The 22128-nt window shown below is 57.6% G+C and carries 14 protein-coding genes and 3 pseudogenes; 7 read left to right on the forward strand and 10 right to left on the reverse strand.

Going from position 1 to position 22128, the window contains the following annotated elements:
• Positions 1 to 20: 20 nt before the first annotated feature.
• The 4 genes from ACUN0E_RS00750 to tnpC all read right to left on the reverse strand — a co-directional run bounded on the left by ACUN0E_RS00750 (position 21) and on the right by tnpC (position 4584).
• Positions 21 to 1280, reverse strand: coding sequence for a TrbI/VirB10 family protein (locus ACUN0E_RS00750; protein WP_445565277.1), 1260 nt, complete (start codon positions 1278 to 1280; stop codon positions 21 to 23).
• An 8-nt stretch (positions 1281 to 1288) separates the two neighbouring features.
• On the reverse strand, positions 1289 to 2179 hold the full coding sequence (locus tag ACUN0E_RS00755) for a TrbG/VirB9 family P-type conjugative transfer protein (RefSeq protein ID WP_445565278.1): 891 nt from the start codon (positions 2177 to 2179) through the stop codon (positions 1289 to 1291).
• Positions 2176 to 2877 (reverse strand): type IV secretion system protein, encoded by a 702-nt coding sequence (locus ACUN0E_RS00760; protein ID WP_445565279.1) that lies wholly within the window; start codon positions 2875 to 2877, stop codon positions 2176 to 2178. Before ACUN0E_RS00760 ends, ACUN0E_RS00755 begins: the two co-directional genes overlap by 4 nt.
• A 288-nt stretch (positions 2878 to 3165) precedes the next feature.
• Positions 3166 to 4584, reverse strand: coding sequence for an IS66 family transposase (gene tnpC / locus ACUN0E_RS00765; protein WP_445565280.1), 1419 nt, complete (start codon positions 4582 to 4584; stop codon positions 3166 to 3168).
• A gap of 372 nt (positions 4585 to 4956) precedes the next feature.
• On the opposite strand from tnpC, the gene ACUN0E_RS00770 reads away from it, so the two are divergent.
• Positions 4957 to 5466, forward strand: coding sequence for a hypothetical protein (locus tag ACUN0E_RS00770; RefSeq protein ID WP_445565281.1), 510 nt, complete (start codon positions 4957 to 4959; stop codon positions 5464 to 5466).
• A gap of 297 nt (positions 5467 to 5763) precedes the next feature.
• On the opposite strand, the gene ACUN0E_RS00775 is transcribed toward ACUN0E_RS00770, so the two are convergent.
• Entirely contained in the window at positions 5764 to 7164 is a 1401-nt protein-coding gene (locus tag ACUN0E_RS00775) for a replication initiation protein (RefSeq protein WP_445565282.1), read from the reverse strand.
• A 1127-nt stretch (positions 7165 to 8291) separates the two neighbouring features.
• Here ACUN0E_RS00775 and ACUN0E_RS00780 point away from each other — a divergent pair.
• On the forward strand, positions 8292 to 9500 hold the full coding sequence (locus ACUN0E_RS00780) for a ParA family protein (RefSeq protein ID WP_408241296.1): 1209 nt from the start codon (positions 8292 to 8294) through the stop codon (positions 9498 to 9500).
• Positions 9497 to 10474, forward strand: coding sequence for a ParB/RepB/Spo0J family partition protein (locus ACUN0E_RS00785; protein ID WP_408241293.1), 978 nt, complete (start codon positions 9497 to 9499; stop codon positions 10472 to 10474). The genes ACUN0E_RS00780 and ACUN0E_RS00785 overlap by 4 nt, the downstream gene beginning before the upstream one ends.
• Before the next feature lie 3090 nt (positions 10475 to 13564).
• Here ACUN0E_RS00785 and ACUN0E_RS00790 read toward each other — a convergent pair.
• A pseudogene (locus ACUN0E_RS00790) lies at positions 13565 to 14266 on the reverse strand (DDE-type integrase/transposase/recombinase).
• A 1319-nt stretch (positions 14267 to 15585) separates the two neighbouring features.
• Here ACUN0E_RS00790 and ACUN0E_RS00795 point away from each other — a divergent pair.
• The 4 genes and pseudogenes from ACUN0E_RS00795 to ACUN0E_RS00810 all read left to right on the forward strand — a co-directional run bounded on the left by ACUN0E_RS00795 (position 15586) and on the right by ACUN0E_RS00810 (position 18576).
• Positions 15586 to 15813: a hypothetical protein gene (locus ACUN0E_RS00795; RefSeq protein WP_445565283.1), complete on the forward strand. Its 228-nt coding sequence runs from the start codon at positions 15586 to 15588 to the stop codon at positions 15811 to 15813.
• A gap of 155 nt (positions 15814 to 15968) precedes the next feature.
• Entirely contained in the window at positions 15969 to 16802 is an 834-nt protein-coding gene (locus tag ACUN0E_RS00800; protein ID WP_445565284.1) for a hypothetical protein, read from the forward strand.
• Between the two features lie 338 nt (positions 16803 to 17140).
• A pseudogene (locus ACUN0E_RS00805) lies at positions 17141 to 17422 on the forward strand (HU family DNA-binding protein); the annotation flags it as partial.
• Positions 17419 to 18576: a PDDEXK nuclease domain-containing protein gene (locus ACUN0E_RS00810; protein ID WP_445565285.1), complete on the forward strand. Its 1158-nt coding sequence runs from the start codon at positions 17419 to 17421 to the stop codon at positions 18574 to 18576. The pseudogene ACUN0E_RS00805 and the gene ACUN0E_RS00810, both read left to right, overlap by 4 nt.
• Before the next feature lie 289 nt (positions 18577 to 18865).
• On the opposite strand, the gene ACUN0E_RS00815 is transcribed toward ACUN0E_RS00810, so the two are convergent.
• The 4 genes and pseudogenes from ACUN0E_RS00815 to ACUN0E_RS00830 form a co-directional block, all read right to left on the reverse strand.
• Positions 18866 to 19138 carry a hypothetical protein gene (locus ACUN0E_RS00815; protein WP_445565286.1) on the reverse strand — a complete coding sequence of 91 codons (273 nt, stop codon included), beginning with the start codon at positions 19136 to 19138 and terminating at the stop codon, positions 18866 to 18868.
• 1138 nt (positions 19139 to 20276) lie between these two features.
• The gene (locus ACUN0E_RS00820) at positions 20277 to 20492 is read right to left on the reverse strand and encodes a group II intron maturase-specific domain-containing protein (protein WP_445565287.1); all 216 of its coding nucleotides are present in this window, start codon (positions 20490 to 20492) and stop codon (positions 20277 to 20279) included.
• Between the two features lie 17 nt (positions 20493 to 20509).
• Entirely contained in the window at positions 20510 to 21316 is an 807-nt protein-coding gene (locus tag ACUN0E_RS00825; RefSeq protein ID WP_408521641.1) for an IS5 family transposase, read from the reverse strand.
• Between the two features lie 44 nt (positions 21317 to 21360).
• Positions 21361 to 21903: pseudogene (locus ACUN0E_RS00830) on the reverse strand (reverse transcriptase domain-containing protein); the annotation flags it as partial.
• Positions 21904 to 22128 lie beyond the last annotated feature (225 nt).

Genomic DNA, 22128 nt, shown 5'->3' on the forward strand with positions numbered 1-22128 from the left:
CGAGACTGGCGAGCTGGTGCTTAATCACGGTACGGCTCCAGATGGATCTCGCGATTCACCTTGATCATGAAACGCTTGCCCCAATCAGTTGTGATCGTCGGTGGAATGTTCCGGTAGCGATTCATGATCGACTGCGTGGTCGTTGCGGCCACCTGCCCTGCCGTACTTCCGACCTGGGTTACGCCGAGCGGACCCGTCGTCGTTGACGAATCGCCGCCGTCGAACTTCCGGATGAGAATGGCTGTCAGGAACGACGTACCGTAGATCTTGAGGAAGTGGTTATTGACGTCGCCGGAGAATCCCGCCCACCCGTTCGTATCGGCGCCCTGTGCGCCGTAGAGCGGAACCTGTTTGCCATTCGGCAGACGCAGTTCGGTAGCCGCGACGAGAATGCTTTCCTGCCCGGGTTGGATATCGCTCGCATAAGGCGCTGTAATAGTCGAACCCTTGGGGATCATCAGGCAGTCGCCGCGAATGCTGTCGTACACATCCTCGTCGACGACGAGCGCTGCGGTACCGGGACGATCCGAATTCAGCGCCTCGATCGTCAGCACCGGAATGTGATGCGGAGGCGAAAGCGTGCACCCGCGCGCCTGGCCAACGAAGCCTGCGCTGAGAAATCCCTCCCCCGATGCCGATTGCGCTTTTGCATCGTTGAGGAACTGGTTATCCCGGCTCTGCGACAACGGCTGTGCCGCCGGCGCGCCGAGTTTGCCCGCGAGCGCCGCAGCCTGCGCATTGGCTGCGCCCATCGCCGCCTGTTGCGCCGCCGCCTGCTGCAAAGCCATCTGTTGAGGTGTCATCAGCCCCGTTTGGGCGAGCACAGACGACTGCCCCTGATCCTTGAGTTTTACGCCGGGCCGGAAGATCGGCGCCGCGTAGATCGCGTCCTCCTTCGCGTCCGCCGATAGCTTCGACGCCTTCTGATCGTTCACGAAGCCGTCCATGGTCAGGGATGGCTTCGACGGATCGCTCGCAGGTGGTGCGGACGCCGCACGTGCCTGGGCTGCTGCCCGGCGTGCAGCAGCCTGCTGGTCCGCAATGATCTTGTCGACGTCTTCGGTGTTGTGACTTCTATCGACGACTTCGGCCGCCTTGGACGCCTTGAGCAGGCGCGCTTCTTCGGTAGCATCATTGCTTGCCTTGACCTGGTAATAGAAGCCGATCGCACCGATCGCGACGGCGGCGATAGCGCCAACGCCGAGCAGTGCATTACGCGGCGATTTACCTTTGACGATCGCGGCCTGATCTAACGTCGGCTGTCCGTTCTGGTTTGCCATGGCTGCGCTCAGAAACCGAAGATGCCGCGGCGACCGCGAGTCACCTTCACTTCGTCGTTGCCGGCACGCAAGACGATCTCGCTGGCCATCTGCTGGACAACCAGGTACGGCCCCCGACGGATGAAGTTCGGACTCACGTTATCGCCGTGATCCTTCACGACCGGCACGGCGAAAGGCGAGTCCGGCGGCAGACGCAGCCACACGAAACGGCCATCGTCGAAGACGGTCTCCGGCTTGAAAGGGGCCGATCCGGTTACGGTGTAGTCGAAATTGAGTTTGTCCGGCGACACGCCAATCGGGCCCGAGTCGGTCGTGGACCGCCCTGCCCCGTCGTCGCCGGCGAGCGAACCTGATCCACCGTCACGCTCCTGGCGCGCACGCACTTTCGCCATCAACGACTGCGGATAACGGAATCGGACCGTCTGATAGAAGAGTCCACCGAGCGGCGACGAAACGAGAGTCATGTCGTACTCGCGCTGGTTCGTGGTGAGGTGCATCGTGTTCACGAGGCCCGGTTTCGTCGGCTTGACGAAGACATGGTTGGCGCCGTCCGTGTCCACGACCCACTGGATCGAATCGCCAAGCGCCGGGTCCGCGACAAGCGACTCGCCTGGCGCAAGCTCGATCGTCGTCGTCTTCAGCGGCGCAGTCATCACCTTGAAGATCTGGTCGCGGCTGTATGGGAACACGGCCATGCGCGCGTCCCCCGGCATCGTCAGCGGATCGGTTCCGCTGTTGTACGGATTGACCGGGCTCATCGGATCGCCGAGCAGATTCGCGATTTCCTGCGACGCGGCCGAGGGCAGCGCGCCGGGTTTCGCCGCGAACGTCGGCAGGCAGGTCAGCACGCATGCGATCGTGCCGACCAGCGAAGTCAGTCGATGGTGTGGGCGCGTCATGACGTTTTCTGCAGATTGGTGAACGGATAGAAGATGCCGTACGGGTTGGCCGTCAAGGCGTCCTCGGCGGCAGGCGGCACGATCTGGTAGCGCCAGGTCAGCGCGTACTTCTGGACGACCGGCTTCGAGGTCGGGCTGTCGGTCGTACTCGTGGTGAATTCAACGATCGCCGTTGAGTCTTCGAGCAAAGACACATTCGTGACCTTTACTTCACGCACCAGCTTCGGGTTGGTGGTGATCGCCTGGAACGGCGCATCCTCTTTCAGCCAGGCACCGAACTGATTGCGTGCGTTGCCCACCATCTGCGCCTTGACCGCATTGATATTGCGGGCCATGCGGGAGTTCTCGAGGCTGTCGGTCAATACCGGCTCGATCGTGAACCAGCGCTCGACCGAATCTTTCATTGACATTCGCAGGGCCTGGTCTTCCGGCTTATACGCAGCGAGCTGCGTCAGGACCGGGTGACCGGCAACGTCAGACGAGACGCCGTAGGCCTTTACTACCGACGGAGGCGGCTGCCGGGTCCAGACCGCACCACCGGCAATGAACGCGAGCACGAAGCACAGCATCTTCCAGTGGTTCGCTTCAACGCGCAGCCGGGTGCCGCGATCAAAAATGATCTTCTCCGGGTCCTCTTGCGAGTAGACACCGGGTGCTGTTGAAAGCGCGATCTGTTTTTTGCTTCGGAAGAAACGCATTACGGACAATCCAATTGGGCCTACTCAATTGGAACAGCGCCTCAAGCAAGGACTTCATGCAAAAGAGATGCGATTTTCGAGCGCTTTCTCGAGATGTCTTAAGTTGGATTCCCTCTCGGACGGTGGGCGTAATCAGTTGGACGCCCTTAGCCGAAATGACCCACAAAATTACCCAGCTTTTCGGCTAATGTGCCGTTCGGCTATTTGATAAAACGTATCGTCGCCGGCCTAACGGCTTGCACACTTTGCACAGCACCGTCCGACGCCGAAGGCGCCGATTTTTCGTAACTATTCAGCGGCCGGCAGGGGCGAAACGACCAAACCGGCAAAGCTCAAGGCCAGCGCATCGATCAGCGAGCGGTTCTGCTTACGCAAAGTGGCGAGATAGGAGCGGATTGTGCAGAACGCCTCCATGCCGCAGACAGAGCGGAAACACCCTGATATTTTCTGCTTGAGTTTGGGCATGCGGATATCGCGCTCGGCCAGATTGTTGTCGAACGGCACACGGTGATCTGCAATAAAACGCCATACCTGGCGCGTCTGTGTGTGCAGGCGGCGCAGCAGATTGTAGGCAAAGCTCTGCCTGATCTTGCCGCGCCGCTCCTTGCGCCTGGACTCGCGCGCCTGCTGGGGATTAAGCCTGTCTCCCAGAGCAATCAGCGCCCGACTTCGCCTGGCGTAATAGCGCTGGCGCGATCGACTCAGTGCCGTGTTGCCGCAGGCCAGACTGAGCTCACTCTCGCGTTTGGCCTGACACAGCAGATCAATCATCTGCTGGGCCCACGCCTGCCCGGTGGACTCCAGCACAAACACCAACTCGCGCAGATGGTGGGCATTGCATAGCGCATGGTCGCAGTCATAGTAGGCATACGGTCGCCAGCCGTCATGTACCGCGATGCCCGTGAAGCCAGGCAGAATGCCGAAACTGTCGAGTGCCTCGCGACCGCGCTTGTGGTGCGCACCGTACCAGCTCAGCGTGCGCGTTGACGCGGTATGCAGCCAGTGGGGCGTACGTCCCACGCGCATGCTGCTCTCATCGAAATGCACGACCGGCTGCTTATGCAGTGCCTGGCTGATCTGTTCAACTGCGGGCGCCAGCAGATGTGCTGCCTGATCAATGCTGTGCTGCACGGTGCCGGTACTCACACGCAGACCGAACAGATCCGTCAGCGCCTGAGCGGTGCGTCCCACTGGCAGTTGCTGGTACTGCGTCAGATAGACTGCCGCGGCGCGCACCTGGGCACCGTACTGCACCGCCTGGCTTACGCCTTCGGGAAACACGCCCGAATGACGTTTGCCGCAGCGACACTGTGCGATCTGCACGCGATGTTCGGTCACCTCAAAACGCGTGGGCGGCAAATCGATCACCTGACGTCCTTCAGTCACCACGGTGATCCGTGTGGAATCAAGCCGTGCCCCGCATGCATCGCACACCCGCGCCACCGGGTGAATCTCAATGTGATCGGGTTGCGCCACGCGTTTTAGCGTCTTGCCTTTATGACCGGGCTGCGCTCCCGGGCGTGCACCGCTTACGCCGCGCAACGACTTCGGTTTGCGCTTCGGGCCGTCGCTTGATGGTGGCTTGCTGGAGTTATGACTGTCCTTCTCAAGCTTCGCCTCAAGCTCGTTCAGACGCCTCACAAGATCGACGATCAGTGCGTCCTTCTGTTCAGGCGTCAGATCCTTGATGTCGGGCATCTTCGTCATGTCCTTCACTATGCATGGCCTGGTTCCAGTTTACAACCGCTGAATAGTTACGATTTTTCAATGAAGATTCAATAGGTTCGCGTGGAATCGGTTTGGACACAAATCGTCGAGTGCGTGCAACCGATTACACGCTGCATTTCCCTTTCTGCAGCAATACGCGGGCCACGCACATGGTTCGCGCTTATACAGCAACAAACAGGGAAAGTCGTTGCGCCTGCATCCAGACACCTGCGTTGCGCAGTCGGATAACTAGAGCGGGCTGCTTGACTTGACGTCCGCGCAGGGTAGGTTCGTCGAGAACATCCGGCCCAAAGCCTTCGAAAGTGAAACTGAACAATAAACTCAAATAACGAAGTCGAGCGCCACACATCGATGATCAAGCATGCGAGGTTGCGAGAAAACTCCGCATCCGCTGTCACGCTCGGGCAATTCTACGAACATCTCTTGCAGAACAAGTTGTGGCAGTCACAGACTTCGCTCGCCGTTGACCTGGGAATTTCCGCGGCTCAGGTGTCTAGAGCCTGTGCAGCCGCAAGGCTACCGGTCGAGGTCATTCAGACTCTGGAAATTGGGGGTGGCAGCGGGATCACTGTTCGCAAAGCCCGGGCAATTGCACTACTTATCGAGGCCCTCGGGACTACGGTGGTACAGCAGAACGCTCGATTGCTGCGTCAAAGCCCGCAGCTGGCTTTGGACGCTTTTGTATCGGCTATCATCAACGCACGCAAAGACAGTGGAACGCCGCCAGTGCGATTAGTAGACGACGAGCGGGCTATGCATATTCGCATCGAATCACCGGAGATTCGGCGGATGTTCCCGCACATCGCTCAGCTTGAAAGATTGCACAGCACCGCCGTCCGGGCTGTGCTGGCGACGGGGTAGTTTCACAGTCTCGCTCAAGGCAACCCTTCACTTCGGGGGAAAGGAACGCGCGGAGGATACAGGCTCCCTTGAGAGCCTTAGTGCGGCGTCCGCTGCATGTTCGATGTACATGCATATCACCACAACGGGCTCTTCGCTCTAGATCTTGATGTCGGATGCTACGGTAGTTTATTTTGCGATTCACGCGACTCTTTGCGCTCTTTGGGTTGTGTTCGCCTCCTGCATCGGCATGCTCGCCGCAACTACCGGCACAACACGCCTGCTGGTGAACTACATCTCCCCATGGTTTTCGCCCGGTCAGGCGCGTGCTCGGGCCGCCTTGGGTCTGTTGCGCAGGTACACGAAATGGTAGAAGGCAAAGGAAAGATCCGCGTGGGTTAGCACCTCTGCTTCGCCAATGGAGGCTATGTTGAACTTGAGACGCTTGATAGCCAGCTTGCCAGAAGGAGACGCAATGTAGGCGCGCATGAAATCTTTCCTCGCCCGTGCATCGGCTTGGTCGAACGATTCGCGACCGGCACGGACCTCGTCGGCCAATCGCCGCTTGGCTTCTTCCTCACGAGCCACGCTGTTCGCTTCAACGGCAATTCTGGTATTGACTCTGGCAGCCACCTCTACCTTCTCTTCGGTGGCTTTCTGGGCCAGTACCGTTTTCATCCGGCGCTCAGCCTCTGAAAGCTTGTAGCCCTCAGTGATGGCCTTCATCAAATAGCCGGCAGGACTCTTTGTCACCTTCGCGTCATCAATTTTCGCGCGGGTGTATTCGATTGCATCAACGATGCGTTCGTCGGACCAGATGGCGCGGTTCTGCGAGATAACATTGAACTGCTTTTCGGTAAAACCAAATTCGGTTTTCAATGTAGTGTAGGTTTCCTTCAACCCAATCAAGCTCGCACGGACAGTGTCGGCCCCTTCCTTCCTGGAAAGCCTGAAGCGTATCCGGTCAATCTTCTTGGACTTGGGGCTTTCGGTGCGCGTCTCATAACTTAGCTCGATGTCAGAGACCTCGTTGATTTGCTTTACAGCAGGCTCGAGGCTGTCTCGCTTGAAATACTTAAAAACTGTCGCGCTGGAGCCCGCTTTGCCTGGCCAGTTGCGGATCAAATCAATTTCAAACCAATCCGTAATGCCCTCCGTCACGTACGCAATGACATGGTCATAGATTGCACGTGCATAAGTGAGGGTGAAGGCCGACGTGATCCGAAGGCTCAACCAGTGAGACTTTTCCGGATCTTTGATGTGACGGATAAGCGGTTGTGGGACTTCAAATGTTATGCGTCCTTTGTCGATACCGACAATGCCGAGCAATTGCACGGAAACCCATTTCTCGTTTTCGGGTGAAGTGCTACCCTGCGGTGCAGCCGACACTTGGATTAGGGCTTTCTGTGCTTCGGATACGACGGCTCTAAGGTGCTTGTAGTTGTAGCTGTCGTAACGCATAAGCCATCTGAAGTAGCTCAGCTCGACGTCGTAGTATTTCGGTGTCGTTGACTCCTGCGCTACGATGAAGTGCGCCGCATCGAGCAGGCGACGCGCTGTGACTCCGACATCCGTGACATCGACGAAAACGTTGTTCCGCTGATAACCGATTTCCTTGGTGGACTTATGGATCGGCGTATCGGTCGCTAACATCTCCTCAAACAGTTCGAGTGACATCTGGCGCGATGTAGCGCGCGTCGATACGTCGGTTGACATCATGGCCCTCTTTTCTTGGTCGTTAGCCGCGGAAAACTCTAACACGCATAGGTGAGATGTCAAAACAAAAAGGCTCACCATCAAAATGGCTGTTTCAACAATAAGGCTCACCCACCTTCGTAGCCAAGCAGATCAACAATAAGACTCACCATGGTGTCGTCTGAATGCTACGTCGCTTCTATTGTCGGCCGTTGGTTTTGTGTTCTTAAAGTCTTAGAAACAACAAACACACCTACATACAGGGATGATCAAATTCCTGCGAAAACAAAGACTTAACCCTGCTAAGGTGAGTGATTTTGTTTCAGAGGTGAGCCGTTTTGTGGCGCAAAGTGAATGAAATTCCTCTATGAGAGTGAAGTGTTTACAAGTGCAGAGTGAGAGTTCCTGTTGCCGCCAATACGATGGTGAGAGGAATTGTTGAAGCCTTAAGTGATGTCGACAGAGCCTTATGTGGCGAGGTTTTCCGCAGTCAACGTGCGACGGAGGTGAGATTTTTTGTTGGGGACAGTGAGGACATTTGTATTGCCTAGCTCCACCCTCGGACAAATCAGAAGAACGGGGTTCTGGCCTCGGTCGTTAGAGCCTATCTAGGCGGCCGCCGACTTTTGGCTCCGCGATTTTGAGCACGCTCGTGACAGGTTGCGGAGTCGCTGGTCCCTAATTGGATGGTGAGAAGTTTCGTTGGATAATTATGTTATGGATGCCGCTCGCTCATGGTGAGCTGAATTGTGGAGCGGATTGGCAAGGCGTGTAATGGTGAGGAATATTGTGAGGCGCCTTGCTATGCGCAGTGACTCTGAAGTATTGCAAGACGGCGTGCCCTACATATGCGTCGAATCGGCGCAACTGCTCTCTTGCCGTTCCGTATTTAACAAAACTTCTCACCCACCTTGCGGACCGGATCTCAACTGATTCAACAATTTTCCTCACCATGACGTTTCAAAGCACGGTCATAGGATATGAACTGTCGACGCAAATTCTTTGCACATTATGAAATTCACAGATGTTTTTTGTTCCAAGGCAGCCACTTAACTCGGTTTTCTGAGGGCCGACGTTAAGTTAGTGGCACTGTTTTGTATTTTTCTAGTATTCTACACTTCGTCTCGATTCCGGACTAAACCTTAAAAACCATGTCTAAAGCAGAATTCCCGGCAATTACGCGAAGAGTGACCTTGAGTGAACTTGCGGGTTTTGCGGAGACGCTTAACACGCTCACAGAGGACCTGCGTAACAGTATTCTGACGCCGAAACCGCGAAAATCGGCTCCGTCATTCACAACGGCGGAGGTCGCCGAGCTTTGCGGGCTGGACCGCACGAAGATTCATTACCAGGCTACAAGGGAAGGCAGCACGTTGCCACCGGGTGAAGCATCGGGCACTGGTCGTAGCCGCCATTTCACGCTTGCCGAGACGCGGACTTACGTGCAGCAGCTGTCCGAAATATATCAGTCGCCGTTGGTCACTGGGTCGCGCGATGCGGACGGGAAGGTCATCCTCGTCGCCAACTTCAAAGGCGGTTCGACCAAAACGACGACGTCGATGTGTCTTGCGCAAGGATTGTCGCTCCGAGGTCGGAGGGTGCTTGCCATCGATCTGGATCCGCAAGCATCATTGTCCGAGCTATGCGGGCTGTATGCAGAGAAGGAGGTTGATGAGGATTCAACTGTTTTGCCGTTCATTTATGACCAGACCATTGAAGGTGGACTGGCATCGTTCATCAAGCAGACATACTGGGACGGCTTGGACGTCATCGCAGCACACCCCTCCTTGTTCAGTGCGGAGTTCTACATTCCGTCGATGCTAAAGACCAAGCCCAGCTTTCAATTCTGGGCAATCCTGCGGGAAGGTCTCGCGCCGCTTCGCAGCCAGTACGACTACATCGTCCTCGATACGGCGCCTTCTTTGTCCTACCTGACGCTCAATGCGCTAATGGCTGCGGATTCGATGGTCATGCCGCTGGTTCCGGAGAGCCTGGACTTCATCAGTTCGGTGTCATTCTGGGGGCTGTTCTCTGACATCGCGCGTAACTTCATGGAGAAGGAGGCCAGCAAGGCCTACGACTTCATCTCTGTCATCCTTTCAAAGGTCGATAACAGCCCGACTTCGTCTGCATCTGTGGTTCGTCCATGGACTCAACGGGCATACGGCGATTGGCTATCGACAACCGAAATTCCGGCGAGTTCGGCGATGAGTAGCGGCGCGCTTGCGTTGTCGACCGTGTTTGACCTGAGCAAGAAGGACGCGAGTTCGAAAACTGTCGAGCGGGTTCGTCAACCACTCAGGGAGTACTGCAAATGGATTGATGACATGTACGTCGAACAGTGGAGACTCGGCAAATGAATATCCGTGCTCGAATGGCCGAGCAGACCGCCAATCTGCGCGCTGCTTCAGATATCCCAAAGGACGAGGTCGCAGCCTCTAGGCCAACAAGCGATAAACCCAAGACGGGACCCGGAATGGCTGCCGCCTTGGCTGCGGCAAATATCAAGATTCAGGAGTTGGAGACGCGTGGTGCGCAATCTGTGCTGCCCGTGTCAGAGATAGTGCCGAACCCATGGCAGCCTCGGAAGGTTTTCAACGAGGCGAAGTTATCTGAACTTGCGGAGTCGATTCGGGAGGTCGGGTTGCTACAACCAATCGTCGTTCGCCGGACAGAGTTTGCCAATCAGATCGTTGCGGGCGAGCGACGTTGGCGCGCGCACAAACTAGCTGGACTTGAGGAAATCAAAGTTCTCGTTGTTGATTGCACAGACCAGGATATGGCCGTGCTGGCGTTGGTGGAGAACATCGGTCGAGACGACTTGGCCGACTATGAGATTTCCATTTCCATTCGTCGTACAGAAAAAGAATTTCCGAATCGCACGCGCTTGGCAGAAGCCGTCGGCATGAGCCGGCGAGGGCTGTACAGATACCTCGCATTCGACAGCCTGCCTGAGTTCATCACGAATGAGCTTGATATCAATCCGACGCTCATTGGCGGCAATGCCGCCGATGCGATAGCGAATGTCATCAAGAAGCATGGTGAGAATGCTATAGGCGCTGCCCGCGAACTTTGGCCGGATGTTGTATCGGGAAACCTTGACCAGGGTAAGTACGCGCCGGCGATTGCCGCGTTGCTGGGACGTCGTGCATCTAGTACAACGGCTCGGGAGCGTTCGATTGAGAAGTTCTTCGCTGGGAATACTCACGCAGGCAGCATTACCAAGGACGTGAACAACTTCACCGTAAAAATCAAAACGGGTGTCCTGTCGGAGGCACAGGAGACCCGGATACGTCAGGTCATCAGCGAGTTGTTTAATGGCGGTCCCTCTTGAGAGAAGTCATCGCCAATGGATTTGGAGCCCGCTTTGATGCGGGTTTTTTTTCGACAGCCGGATTCAGTGTCCAATACAGCTAACCGTGCACGCGATTCGGATGCGTGTTCAACGCGTGGCTTTCGGGCGACTGGCTACAAATCTGCGCGGGCCGGCGGTACATGGCGGCGAACGAGAGTGTGCTACTAGGCACACTTTTCGGATGAGCCCTGCTTGCGAGGTGGTCTGAGTCGGCTGACCAGCGGCGGATCCACCGGGCCCGCACGAACTTAATCACTCTGCTCCAGTCTTTCCCCGGTGACCGATGGATGAGAGAGTGTGCTACTAGGCACACTCTCGGTGGAGGCACACTTGCGAGGCGACCCAGATCGGCTACCTAGTCGTAAAGCGGCCTCGCCGTATTCTGAACGCGACAAGCCCAATGTTCGGCCGTGTCGTCATTCACAGCTAATACTGCGGGATCAGGAGCGCTCCAGTTCACGCGTCATGTGTCGCGTTTCCCCCTGAACATAGATCGAAAGTTGCCTGAACTTGTGCAAGTAGCCATGCGTGTTGAACTCGCGTCATTCGGAACTCCCTCGGCGGCCGCTTGCGGACCAAACACGTGCCAGAAAGAGTGTGGGAAAACTAGGCAACGCGACATCCGATCGGCTTCACGGAGATCGTCCATGCAAGCGAGCATCCGTTTGTCACACAATCACCCAGAGACGCACTCCGCGCAGTGGATACTTGTTTCAGCCCTCGACGACATACATTCGGTCCGCCTTGTGCGTACAGGCCACGAAAAATATGCACGAACGGGGGCCGCCGGCGCTTGGATTTTCAGCACTGTAGCAGGCGCGTCTGGCCGATTGTCTACTTCAAGATCGGGCCAGTACGCGTGCCGAACGGTGAAGTCTTAAATCTCCGGCGTATCGCGCCTGCGGCATCTTCTCGCGGCCCACCTGAGTTACCCGTAAGCAGCGAGGGCTACCGCCCATTGCTACGCCGCTGACGTACATTCGAGATCCAAGAGGGTTCGGAATCACTTCACCGCGCGCTAGGGAATGTTCGGTCGATTGTCATCGGGTCATCGAACTCGACAACTCTTGGATCCGTCCCCGCCTTCCATGAATTGTCGGCGAGGTAACGGCTGTCTACGAGTCACGCGAGCGTGCCGCGTTTGAATCACATAACGTCTGATTTGAGCGTCAGGGTACCCATTGCAAAAAATCGCCAGCGCGTTAAGGTGCACTCAGCCCGTGACGCAACGAAAGACCGGGTGGCGCAGACTGAGTTGGCCCGTGTACGACACTCACAGCCGTGGACGCGCGAAGACCTTGTCAACTTTCCCCGGGACATTCCAGCGGGGAGAAGGAAACTCCTAGGATTCTTTGTGTAGGCACGCGACAACTTTGATTGTCCGCGATATTTATTGAGACACGCGCATACAGCTTCAAGATCGCGCCTCGTCTTTATAAACGAGAACGCAATGCAACCGTGCACGGCAGCGATCCTAGAAGGCGCGCTGCAGACTGGCATGTGTTCATGCGCGAGCGTGCCTTGCGCATCGCCATCCGGCACAACCTTGGACGCGAACAGCGGGTTAGCGAGATCGACGTCATCCACCATCTGAACCCCGATGAGCCCCTCGCACTACCAAAGGAACGCACACTTGCGTCGGACTTGTCTAGCCCAAATACGCGGCACAAAGCTACCAGGTACCTCCGAGCCAGTTGTAAAAGGCGATCAATTTGCCGAACTTCGAAGTCCCCTGTGTCTTCAGCTGTACGTGTATCTGAGGCCGAAGCTACATGCCGAGGGGTAATCCCCTCAAGCGCGGCGACCGCCAAGGCCATAGCTTGGTCGACCGTCTCAGGGTGATCACTGCGGCCGTAGATCTTCGCGAAGCCTTCAGGGGATCGGCAAGAACGGACCTGCCATGTTCGATCGCCTGTTAGGATGATGCGACCGATCGGCTTAAATCAACCTATCCTGGCGTCGGGTTGTTGCCTCATCTTCCGGGAAGTTCAAGTTGAGCAATAGCCAGCACGGCACCAACGCGTGCGAAACCGTGTGAAGGCCGCCTTTCCAGTCGTACGAGGCCTGAGTTAAAGACTTCTCCCAAGCTGCTGGCACCAGCCGACACATGGAGGAGACCTACAGCCCACCATTGCGTGGTCGCAGCAATTTTCTATCCATATGCCGGACCGTCACATTGGTGACGGTTGGAGCTTTGTCTGTCGGACTATGCGATCGACTCGGTAGCAATCAATGCACCTCGCTCGCGAAGATAGCCTAGTACTCTGTTGTAAATCACTAAGGCTTTGAAGGCGATCGATGTCAGCCGAGCGCTGTTCGCTCTCGGATTTCCGAAGGTTAATGGTCCTGTTAGTCGAGTGTCCGCCGGGGGGCTCTCGTGAGGAGCGAGCGTCATAAAAACCCAACCGTTGGCCATCCGCATGATTCTCAGATTGGCACTTGAAATTCTCTTTGGTCCGAAGACTACAGTAGCAGCCACGCGTTCCGATCCACGAGTGGTCTACACGGAGACTTCTCTGTTACCGGTTATCCCGTTTGTGCCGCAGGAGTCTGCATGTCGCAGAATGAAAATAATTATTGATATGACCCTATTTATTTAAGATCACAGGCCAAAGCTGAGACAAGGTCACGTTGAGGTATTCACGTCGCGCTTGGGAGAAATGAAAGCATTACCTCTCGATCTTCGGACGGAGACGTCTGAAACCACTTGGAAAGATAGCTATCAGCCGAGTCGAGTTGGCGTGAAACATCGGCCATCGGGTTGGAAAACTAGGGAAAGTCAATGCTGACAGGGAGCGACAGGCACTTGGTGACCCTATTTCCCTGAATGTTTCACGATAAAGCGCACTCCCGACATCTAGCTGGGCAAAAATCCGTCGAGTTGAGAAGGAGGTATGCCGAATCAGGTGAAATGTAACAAATGATACGTATTTCGTGGTAACCCTACAGTTGTCCAGAAAGAGAGTTCTTTGATCGTCAGTCGCAGACCGATTTGTGTCTTGGGAGCACTCTCTAGGCTGGTGTGCTGCGCCGGGCACTATCACGTTGGAGTGTTGAAGGTGCAATGACTTAAGGCAGAGGTGCTTGCTCAGAAAGCAGACAGATTTGACTGAGGCCAGTGAGAGGACGACACACTACGAAGCGTGCGGTGAGGAGTATTCGACAAAGGGACGCACGGTGCGAGTGCCGCTTGAGCGCGAAGTGCTGTCGGATCGGGCCGGAGTCCGACAGGAAAACCGGGGTGCGTTCGGGATAACGGCAACCACGCATTTGACGTTCGCGTTCTCGCCGACTGCTGGCTGTTTTCGGCGCGGTTGCTGACATGGGCGCAGGCCTTGACGCGCACGTGTCTGAAGTTGGCCCACGCCGGGATCTCGGCTGTCGCGGCCGGATAGTTGCGCAGGCGGTCAGTAACAATGTTGCGTGGCCTCTCGGGGTAGGCGGCCAGTACGTGTGTGAAGAAGTGTTTCGCTGTGGCGTTGTCGCACCGCTTCTGTTGTAGGGTGTCAAACTCGAGGCCGTGTTGGTCGAACGCCTGCCACAGCATGTAAGGCACGGCGCGCAACGTTGCAAACACCTCTTCAAGATGCGATGTGCTGCCCGGCTTGCGGTAAGCTGCCTTGACGCAACGCGCGAAGCTCATACCGAATTTGTCGCACCGACGGTGGATCGTCCCGTGACTTACGATCATCCACGCTCTAACAGTGACTCCTTAATATCAACAAGGCTTAGCTGAAACCAAAAATACCAGCGTACGGCGTGGCTGATCACCGCAGCCTGGGACCGGTGGCCCTGGTAAAGAGAGTTGAAAGTTCGTCTTCTTCATCGCGCAATCTTACGCGACCTTGTCCACGTGACAGAGCCGAAATCGCGTGCGTGGCGGAGCGGGTTACGTTTTGCGTAGGTATTGTTTCGAACGCTATTTCGGGAAAACCGACCGGCTTGGGAATCTGGCTGTTTGACGCCTGAACAAGAGATGACTACTCTGGCCCGCATGTAGTCGCGGTCGGTCGAGCAGATGGTGTTGCTAAGGCACCCGTGGTACCCCGTAATGCCGCTTCTTTACTGAAAAACGCAACTAACGGTCTTTTAAAAATCATCTATCCCACAAATGTCAAACCCGAGTAGGCTCCGTCCGCTCGCGATACGCGATGCTTCGTGCTGGCGGCCAAACAGCCATAAAATCGCATGAACAACACGACGCCACTGCGGCTCGCTCCGAAACTCGTCGGTGCTACGCGACGGCGCTAGTAGCGGCCAAGTGCGACTTCGAAAAACAGCGGGCCATGGTGGGATGACTTTCGGTTGAGACGGTGGTCAACTGCTCCAGTCTGACCATTTGGAAGTTCACCAGAAAACTGAAATCCTTTCACCCGGACCGATCATCGCCGTTTCGAAATCCTTGCCGCGTGCTTCTGCAAGGTAGTCGTTCGAGTCGATGCGCTGGGATTCCTGCGCAATCACCACCTCGATCGGCGCGTCATGGTCGGCGAAATTGGCTTAGAGCGTGATCTTCGACACACCGGCCTGTTCGGCGATCTCGTCGACGGTCACGCCACCAGGTCCGAATTACAGGAACAAGTCACGCGCGGCACTGAGCAGCGCCACGCGGTTGTCGGGATCTTTCGGGCGGCAACGCGATACGGTTTGCATGGTTGGCGCGCGCTTCATCGGTTGATTCGCCGTACGGTTTTGCGGCCGCGCGGCATGCAAAAATTTTTTGCGCGGCATATCTCAGTGTCGTTATGTGCAACGCACCTGGTTGCATGACCGGTGTTGCCGCAGATGTACTTAACGACAACCGCAGAACAAGGGGCTACGGCATTTCACATTGGATTCGCTCAAAATATAAGTAATTTAATGATTAGAATTACTAATTTAACAAAGCATATTTCGTAGATTTTTATCTATTAAACATTATGGCGGTAATGTCCACTAGTGGACGGTGAAGTAATAAATACGATGGTAAAAATGACGATGACTATGGCAGAATCGGTAGCATCAAAGGACACACAAAGCGGGCAGGCGGATGGACGGGCAGATCAGAGCGATGCGTGACGAGGCGAGGACCGCGGCGACGGAAGGGCGGGGTGCCTATGGCTGACACGTTCGAACTGGTGGCGCTGGGACTGCCGGCCGACCTCGCGCCGGATTCACTGCCGGATCCCGTCAAACGCCTCGTGGCCGACTGCTGGCCCGGCATGAGCCGTGCGCAGCTGGCGCGCGTGCCCGCCGGCATGCGCTTCATCCCTCGCTGCGCGCCCTGGTGGACAGCCGGGGCACCAGGGCGCTGGGTGAAACCGGTCACTTCAGTCTGACCGTGACGGTCGATGGTGTGGTGGTGCGACTCGTGGCCCATCTGCGCCGGATCACGAAACGCCGGAGCCTGGCGCGTCCGGTGAAGGCATCAAAGCCGCCCGCGCGCGATCCGCGGCAGGGCACGCTTTTCTGACGGACCCCGAGGAGCTGAACAATGGGCCGACCCCGGATTGAGTGGAATGATGCACAACTGCTCGCCATCATGAATGGCATTGCGGCGATCGACCGGGATTTCCCGCGCGACAACGCGCGCTTTCTGGATGGGCTGATCGCGGAAGTCCGAGCCATTACCGGCCGCGTGTTTGGTGCGACCACCTACAGCCGCTTGCTGCGCGATGTCGCGCCGCAGGTCGGCGTCCAGCGCCATCCGAGTGCGCCGACGGTCCAGCAGGCGATCCTGCGCGCGCAGGCGCTCGCCCCGATCTCGCAGCCGGGCAGTGCGGACAACCGCCCGCTCGATCTCGATCTGATGCGACAGGCGCTCGCCCCGGTGGTGCGCGAGGCGCTTGCGCCGTGGTACGCGTCACAGCGCGAGCGGGCCGTCGACAACAGGACGGTCACTATGCACGATGACGGAGGGGTGGGCGAGACTCGCCAGCAGGCCCTGCTGCAGGCGGCGCTGGAAGATGCCCATGCGCGGATCCGGCGGCATGAGCAGGAGACCGCGCAACTACACCGCGAGCTCGGCGAAGCGCATGCCGCGCGGGATCTGGCCGGTGAACATGTGAACCGGCTGCTCGGTGATCTGTACGCATCGATCGAACGCGCCGGCATCGGCGCCACGACCCTTGCGCAGACGGCCACGCAGCTGGCCGGCACCGAGCGGTTTCTCAAGATGCAGAACGATGCGGTGCGGCTGCAGGCGAGCGGTGAGGCGGACGCGTTGCGCGCGCAGAATGTCCAGCTGCGCGAGCGCATCGACCATCTGCTGCTCGAAGTCGATCAGTACCGGCGCACCCTGTCGACCCGACCGCCCGGGAGTCGCTGAGCGTGTGGCACGCCGGCACCGTGCGCCGCCCATCGGTCCGGTACAGGTTCCTGCCGGCAGCCCGCCGTTCGCGTCATGGCCGGTCCGCGATGACTCCGGTTATCAGATGTGTGCTTTTTCTGCATCGCGCTTTCCGGTCGACGCCCGATAACGGGCACGAGATTCGCGATTGATCTGCCGTGCCCGGGCGCTTCCGACGGACCCTGACGGCGCGTGGCGAAGTCAATGCACCTTAACTTGATCCGGTTGCGGCAGAACTGGACCGCCCGCTAGTCGTGATTGCGTGAAGGCAGGCCGATCGGGTAGGGTGGCGACATCACAACCACAACGAGGAATCAACCATGAACAAGCAGGGACTGGTGGATGCGGTTGCGGCGGCAACCGATGAAAGCAAGGCCGCGACTGGCGAGATGATCGACGCAGTGATCGCAGCGATCACCGGCGCGGTGACGAAGGGCCATACCGTCCAGCTGATCGGCTTCGGCTCGTTTTCCACGGGTGCGCGCGCCGCACGGGTCGGCCGCAATCCGGCGACCGGCGCCGAAATGCAGATTCCCGCGGCGAGGACCGTCAAGTTCACGGCCGGCAAGGCGTTCAAGGATGCCGTCAACGCGTCATGACGAAGGTGGCGATCGCGCCCGGCGACTATGCCGGGCTGCACAAGGAAGTGGTCAGTGTCGTCGAATCGGCGCGACGCACGGCGGCACGCAACGTCAATGCCGTGATGACCGCTGCCTACTGGGAGATCGGGCGGCGGATCGTCGCCAGTGAGCAGGGCGGGCAGGCACGCGCCGGTTACGGACAGGCGCTGATCGCCCGGCTCGCGGAGGACCTGACGCGCCGTTTCGGACGCGGATTCGGCCGGGCGAATCTGGCCAGCATGCGCGCCTTTTATGTCGCGTGGCCGGCGGCGGAGATTTTCCAGACAGTGTCTGGAAAATCGGCAGCGCCCGAAAATGTCCAGACACTGTCTGGAAAATCGCTGCCGGCGAAAGACGTTGTCGACACCACGGCAACAGCGCCCGATTACATGGCGCTTGCCACCCGTTTTACGTTGCCGTGGTCCGCCTATGTGCGCCTGCTTTCTGTGAAGACACCGGCCGCGCGCGCTTTCTATGAAACAGAGGCGTTGCGCGAAGGCTGGTCGGTGCGTCAGCTCGACCGCCAGATCGGTAGCCAGCTTTACGAGCGGCTGGCGCTGTCGCGCAACAAGGCGGCGCTGCTCAGGAAAGCCGCTGATGCCCAGCCGGGTGATGTCCTCACGCCGGAGGAGGCGATTCGCGACCCGTTCGTCCTTGAGTTTCTCGACATCAAGGACGAGTACTCGGAGTCGGATATTGAGGAGGCGCTGATCCAGCATCTGGCGGATTTCCTGCTGGAGCTCGGCGACGACTTCGCTTTCGTCGGCCGGCAGCGCCGCCTGAGAATCGACGACACGTGGTTCAGGGTCGATCTGGTGTTTTTCCATCGACGTCTGAGATGCCTGGTCATCATCGATCTCAAGGTCGGTCGCTTCAGCTATGCGGACGCCGGGCAGATGCATCTCTATCTGAACTACGCGCGCGAGCACTGGATGAAGCCTGGGGAGAATCCACCGGTCGGTCTGATCCTTTGCGCTGAAAAAGGTGCGGCGGAAGCACACTACGCGCTGGACAACCTGCCGAACAAGATTCTCGCGGCGGAATACCAGACGGTGTTGCCCGATGAGGCGATGATCGTGCAGGCGCTGGAGCGTACGACAGCGGAACTGGAGCGGCGTACCGGAGCTGCGTAAGATCTGGACCCGACGGCCGACAGATTCCGGTCATCTGACGGTGAGGCCGCGAGTCGGTATCGCGAACGCTAGCTTTCGCTACAGATAGTCTGCGCGTGGCACACGCGAATCGACACACGAGCTCCACTCTTGCTACGCACGCAAAAGCTACTCACCGAGACCGTAAATCCTGTTTCGAGTGTCAATGTCTCGCTTGTAACCGCAATGACGCAAGGGAGACCATTTGAGATAAGCGCACCAACACTGCGCCGCCCATCAAAAACGAACAGGGAGCCGATGTCTTTCGCGGTTAGTCCCCAAACGGGTTGCGGGTGTCTTTCACTTCGGTGTTGAGGTTGTATTCCGAACGCACGGCTTTGAGCACGCCCTCGATGTCGCGCTCGAAGCCGACCGCGTTGCCGAAGTGAGTCATGTTCCAGTTGCAGCCTGTCTTGTCAGCCTCTTGCAACTGCGGCCGCGGCACACGAATCTTCACGCCATCCTCGACGATTTCCTGCAGTCGATGGATTCTCCGGTTGACCTCCTGCTGAAGCTGCGAGGTATTGAGCGTCTTGCGTATCATCCAAGTCTCCTTCCAGTTGCTCAAGCCAGTCTAGCGCAAGTGATGCGACCCGCAACCCGTCGATACCACTCTGGAGAATCGGAGATGTCGCAACCCAGTGTGCCAACTGCCCCATCGCGAGCCGCTGGTTCTTCCGTCGGCCAACTCAAGGCCCGGGTCGCGCTGCTCGCACTTTTCGTCGGCTTGATGTGGGCGACGTTCTTTCTATCGGTTTCGTGCCTTTCCTGCATCTGAACCGTCACGGCGTGTCCCGCGCACGCTGGGCGGCCTACAGGGCATCCTGTTTGCGCCGTGGCTGCACGCCGGGCTGTGGCACATCAGCGCCAACACAGGCGGACTGCTGGTGCTTGGCTGGCTCACGATGTGGCCGCGCATTGCGAATTTCTGGGAGGCGACTGCCGGCGCCATGCTCGGCGCCGGATTGTGTGCACATCGGTGCGAGCGGCGTGGTGTTCGGCTATGCCGGTTATCTCGTTGCACGCGGCTTCTACGCGCGCGGCCTTTTCTCAATACTCGTCGCACTCGTCGTGGCCAGCAGTTATGGACTGAGCCTACTGTTCGGGCTAGTGTATTGACTGGAGTGACGCATCACCGAAAATCACAATAATGCGTCGCCGCGCTTCATGCTTTTCAATGTGGTCCGCTCAGGGCTTGTCCTTGTCGCGAACATTACTTGGCGATTCTTCGGTGTTTCCACCGTTCCTCTTGCGGCGTTGGAACAGAGCGCCGAAACCAACGGCGACAAGCAATGCCGCCATCAGGACGGCGCTCACGCCGGTCGTACTACGAGATTCACTTGCGCTAGAAGGAGCAGACGCGACCGTAGGCGAAGAGGCTTGTGCCTCCACGGGTTTCGGAAGCGCCACGCCGGCGGCACTTCCTTGGCGCACCAGAGATGCTTCCGATGTCGGCAACGCCTGGGATGTGGGAAGGACGATTGCTTCCGATGCAGGTCCGACAGGAGCCATAGCAGTAGCCGAGGATATAACCGGAGAAACTGCAGCGCGGGAGCTGGTTTCGGCCGACCTGGTCATCGCCTTCCACTGCGCGAATACGGTGTCAATGCAGTGGACGTCACCGCAGGTGTTGCGCGATTGGCGCCACTGAGCGAGTTGTTCAGGTGAGAGCTTTCCACTGCTCAGCAGAACCTGCTGCTGCGCGAAGACACCCATCCTGCGCCTTTATTGGGATGCCGACGCATGGCCCATGTCCATAAGAGGCGCCACATATGAGCATCTATCGACGTAAAGCAAGACTTGGAAACCACATGGCGGTGGTACATGGCCCAACCTCGAATCACAGGGTTGAGTTGTAAAATAAGATTCGTCTGTGTGGCGCTTCTGTTCTGCTTCACGATTTCCCTAGAGCGTGTTAGGAACTTTGAATAATCGGTGCGACATGTACGAGCATGAGCATGGCAAAGACAACGAAGTGTAGGCCTGCCAGGGTTTCAGGCAGGCGCTCATAGTCGCGCGCCAGCCTCCGGAACCGGTTGAGCCAACCGAAGCTGCGCTCGACCACCCAGCGACGCGGCAGCAGCACGAAACCCTTCTTCGCTTCGGGCAGTTTGATGATCTGCAGTTCGATGCCTTCGTCATGCGCCGCCTGTCGAGCCGTTTCACCGGTATAGCCCTGGTCAGCGAATGCAAGTTTCACCGTCTGGCCGGTTGCCTGCTGAACCTGGCGCGCAAGCTCGGCCACCTGCGCCCGCTCCTGCTCGTTGGCCGGCGTGATATGTACCGCGAGCAGAAGGCCCAATGTGTCGACAGCCATGTGGACTTTGCTGCCTCGTTTGCGTTTATGGCCGTCGTAACCCGCACGCGGTCCGCTCTCGCAGGTGGACTGCAACGTGCGCCCGTCCAGAATCACGGCACTCGGCTGGCCTTGACGCGCCTGCGCGACCCGAATGACCGAACGCAAATCGCTGACCATTGCTTCGAAGCAGCCCGCATTCAACCAGCGTTGCGTTTGCTGGTAGACCATCTCCCACGGCGGGAAATTTGTCGGCAGCATGCGCCACGATGCACCCGCGCGCGCCATCCAGCGCAGCGCGTTGAACATCTCGCGCAGTTCGTACCGGCGTTGCGGTGCGTCTTCATTCATCAAGGTCAGATACGGAGCAGCAAAGCTCCATTCTTCGTCCGATACATCCGTCGGGTATGGCTTGCGTACTGTCATTCCGCCAGGGTACCAGGTCTGGCCACAAGTTCCTAACACCCTCTAACCTTTTCCAACAAGGCTTTCACGTTCTTGTTGGCCGGTTTGATGAGCAGCTTACCGCCGTACTTACGTACATTCTGCCCAAGGAAATCGAACCCATCGGCGATGTGAGTGACCCTGGTTTTCTCTTCCGAGAGATCCAGACCCCGAACGATCAGGAACTGCTTGATCGCAGGGAGTACGTTTTGTTCCAGAATCTCTTTCGATACTCCGGTTACGACGAAGTCGTCGGCATAGCGATTGACGTTGACTTTGACTTTTCGGCGCGCGCGTGGCGTCGGCCCTACGCTGGCATCTACTGCCGCTTCAAGTCCGTCCAACGACATGTTTGCGATGACAGGCGAGATGATGCCCCCTTGCGGAGTTTCCGCCTCGGTCGCGAACAGGGTTCCCTTATCGATAAATCCAGCCTTAAGCCATCGCCGCAAGATCGCCTTATCCATTGGTATATGTTTGAGGATCCATTCGTGGCTAAAATTATCGAAACAACCCCGGATGTCTCCCTCTAAAACCCACTCTGGTGACTTGCGCTTCGCCAGCGTGGTTCTTAACCAAACGCGACTTCATCTACGTTGCAAGGAACGATGAAGAACAGATACTTCCTGGTAGAGGGAAATCGTACTTGGGCATTTATGGCGCGGACTAATGACCGCGGAGTAATTCGGTTGTTCCGAGCCACGATGATTTCAATTGTTCGCCACGTGAAGATACGTGGGCAGGCAAATCCCTTTGATCCTGCGTGGTCGTCTTACTTTGCTCGTCGCGAAGCC

Source organism: Paraburkholderia sp. D1E (assembly GCF_052682275.1).

Bases quoted from the DNA above. Each gene is read 5' to 3' on its own strand.
- ACUN0E_RS00750 (WP_445565277.1), bottom strand. From the start codon at position 1,280: ATGGCAAACCAGAACGGACAGCCGACGTTAGATCAGGCCGCGATCGTC.
- ACUN0E_RS00755 (WP_445565278.1), bottom strand. From the start codon at position 2,179: ATGACGCGCCCACACCATCGACTGACTTCGCTGGTCGGCACGATCGCA.
- ACUN0E_RS00760 (WP_445565279.1), bottom strand. From the start codon at position 2,877: ATGCGTTTCTTCCGAAGCAAAAAACAGATCGCGCTTTCAACAGCACCC.
- tnpC (WP_445565280.1), bottom strand. From the start codon at position 4,584: ATGACGAAGATGCCCGACATCAAGGATCTGACGCCTGAACAGAAGGAC.
- ACUN0E_RS00770 (WP_445565281.1), top strand. From the start codon at position 4,957: ATGATCAAGCATGCGAGGTTGCGAGAAAACTCCGCATCCGCTGTCACG.
- ACUN0E_RS00775 (WP_445565282.1), bottom strand. From the start codon at position 7,164: ATGATGTCAACCGACGTATCGACGCGCGCTACATCGCGCCAGATGTCA.
- ACUN0E_RS00780 (WP_408241296.1), top strand. From the start codon at position 8,292: ATGTCTAAAGCAGAATTCCCGGCAATTACGCGAAGAGTGACCTTGAGT.
- ACUN0E_RS00785 (WP_408241293.1), top strand. From the start codon at position 9,497: ATGAATATCCGTGCTCGAATGGCCGAGCAGACCGCCAATCTGCGCGCT.
- ACUN0E_RS00800 (WP_445565284.1), top strand. From the start codon at position 15,969: ATGGGCCGACCCCGGATTGAGTGGAATGATGCACAACTGCTCGCCATC.
- ACUN0E_RS00810 (WP_445565285.1), top strand. From the start codon at position 17,419: ATGACGAAGGTGGCGATCGCGCCCGGCGACTATGCCGGGCTGCACAAG.
- ACUN0E_RS00815 (WP_445565286.1), bottom strand. From the start codon at position 19,138: ATGATACGCAAGACGCTCAATACCTCGCAGCTTCAGCAGGAGGTCAAC.
- ACUN0E_RS00825 (WP_408521641.1), bottom strand. From the start codon at position 21,316: ATGACAGTACGCAAGCCATACCCGACGGATGTATCGGACGAAGAATGG.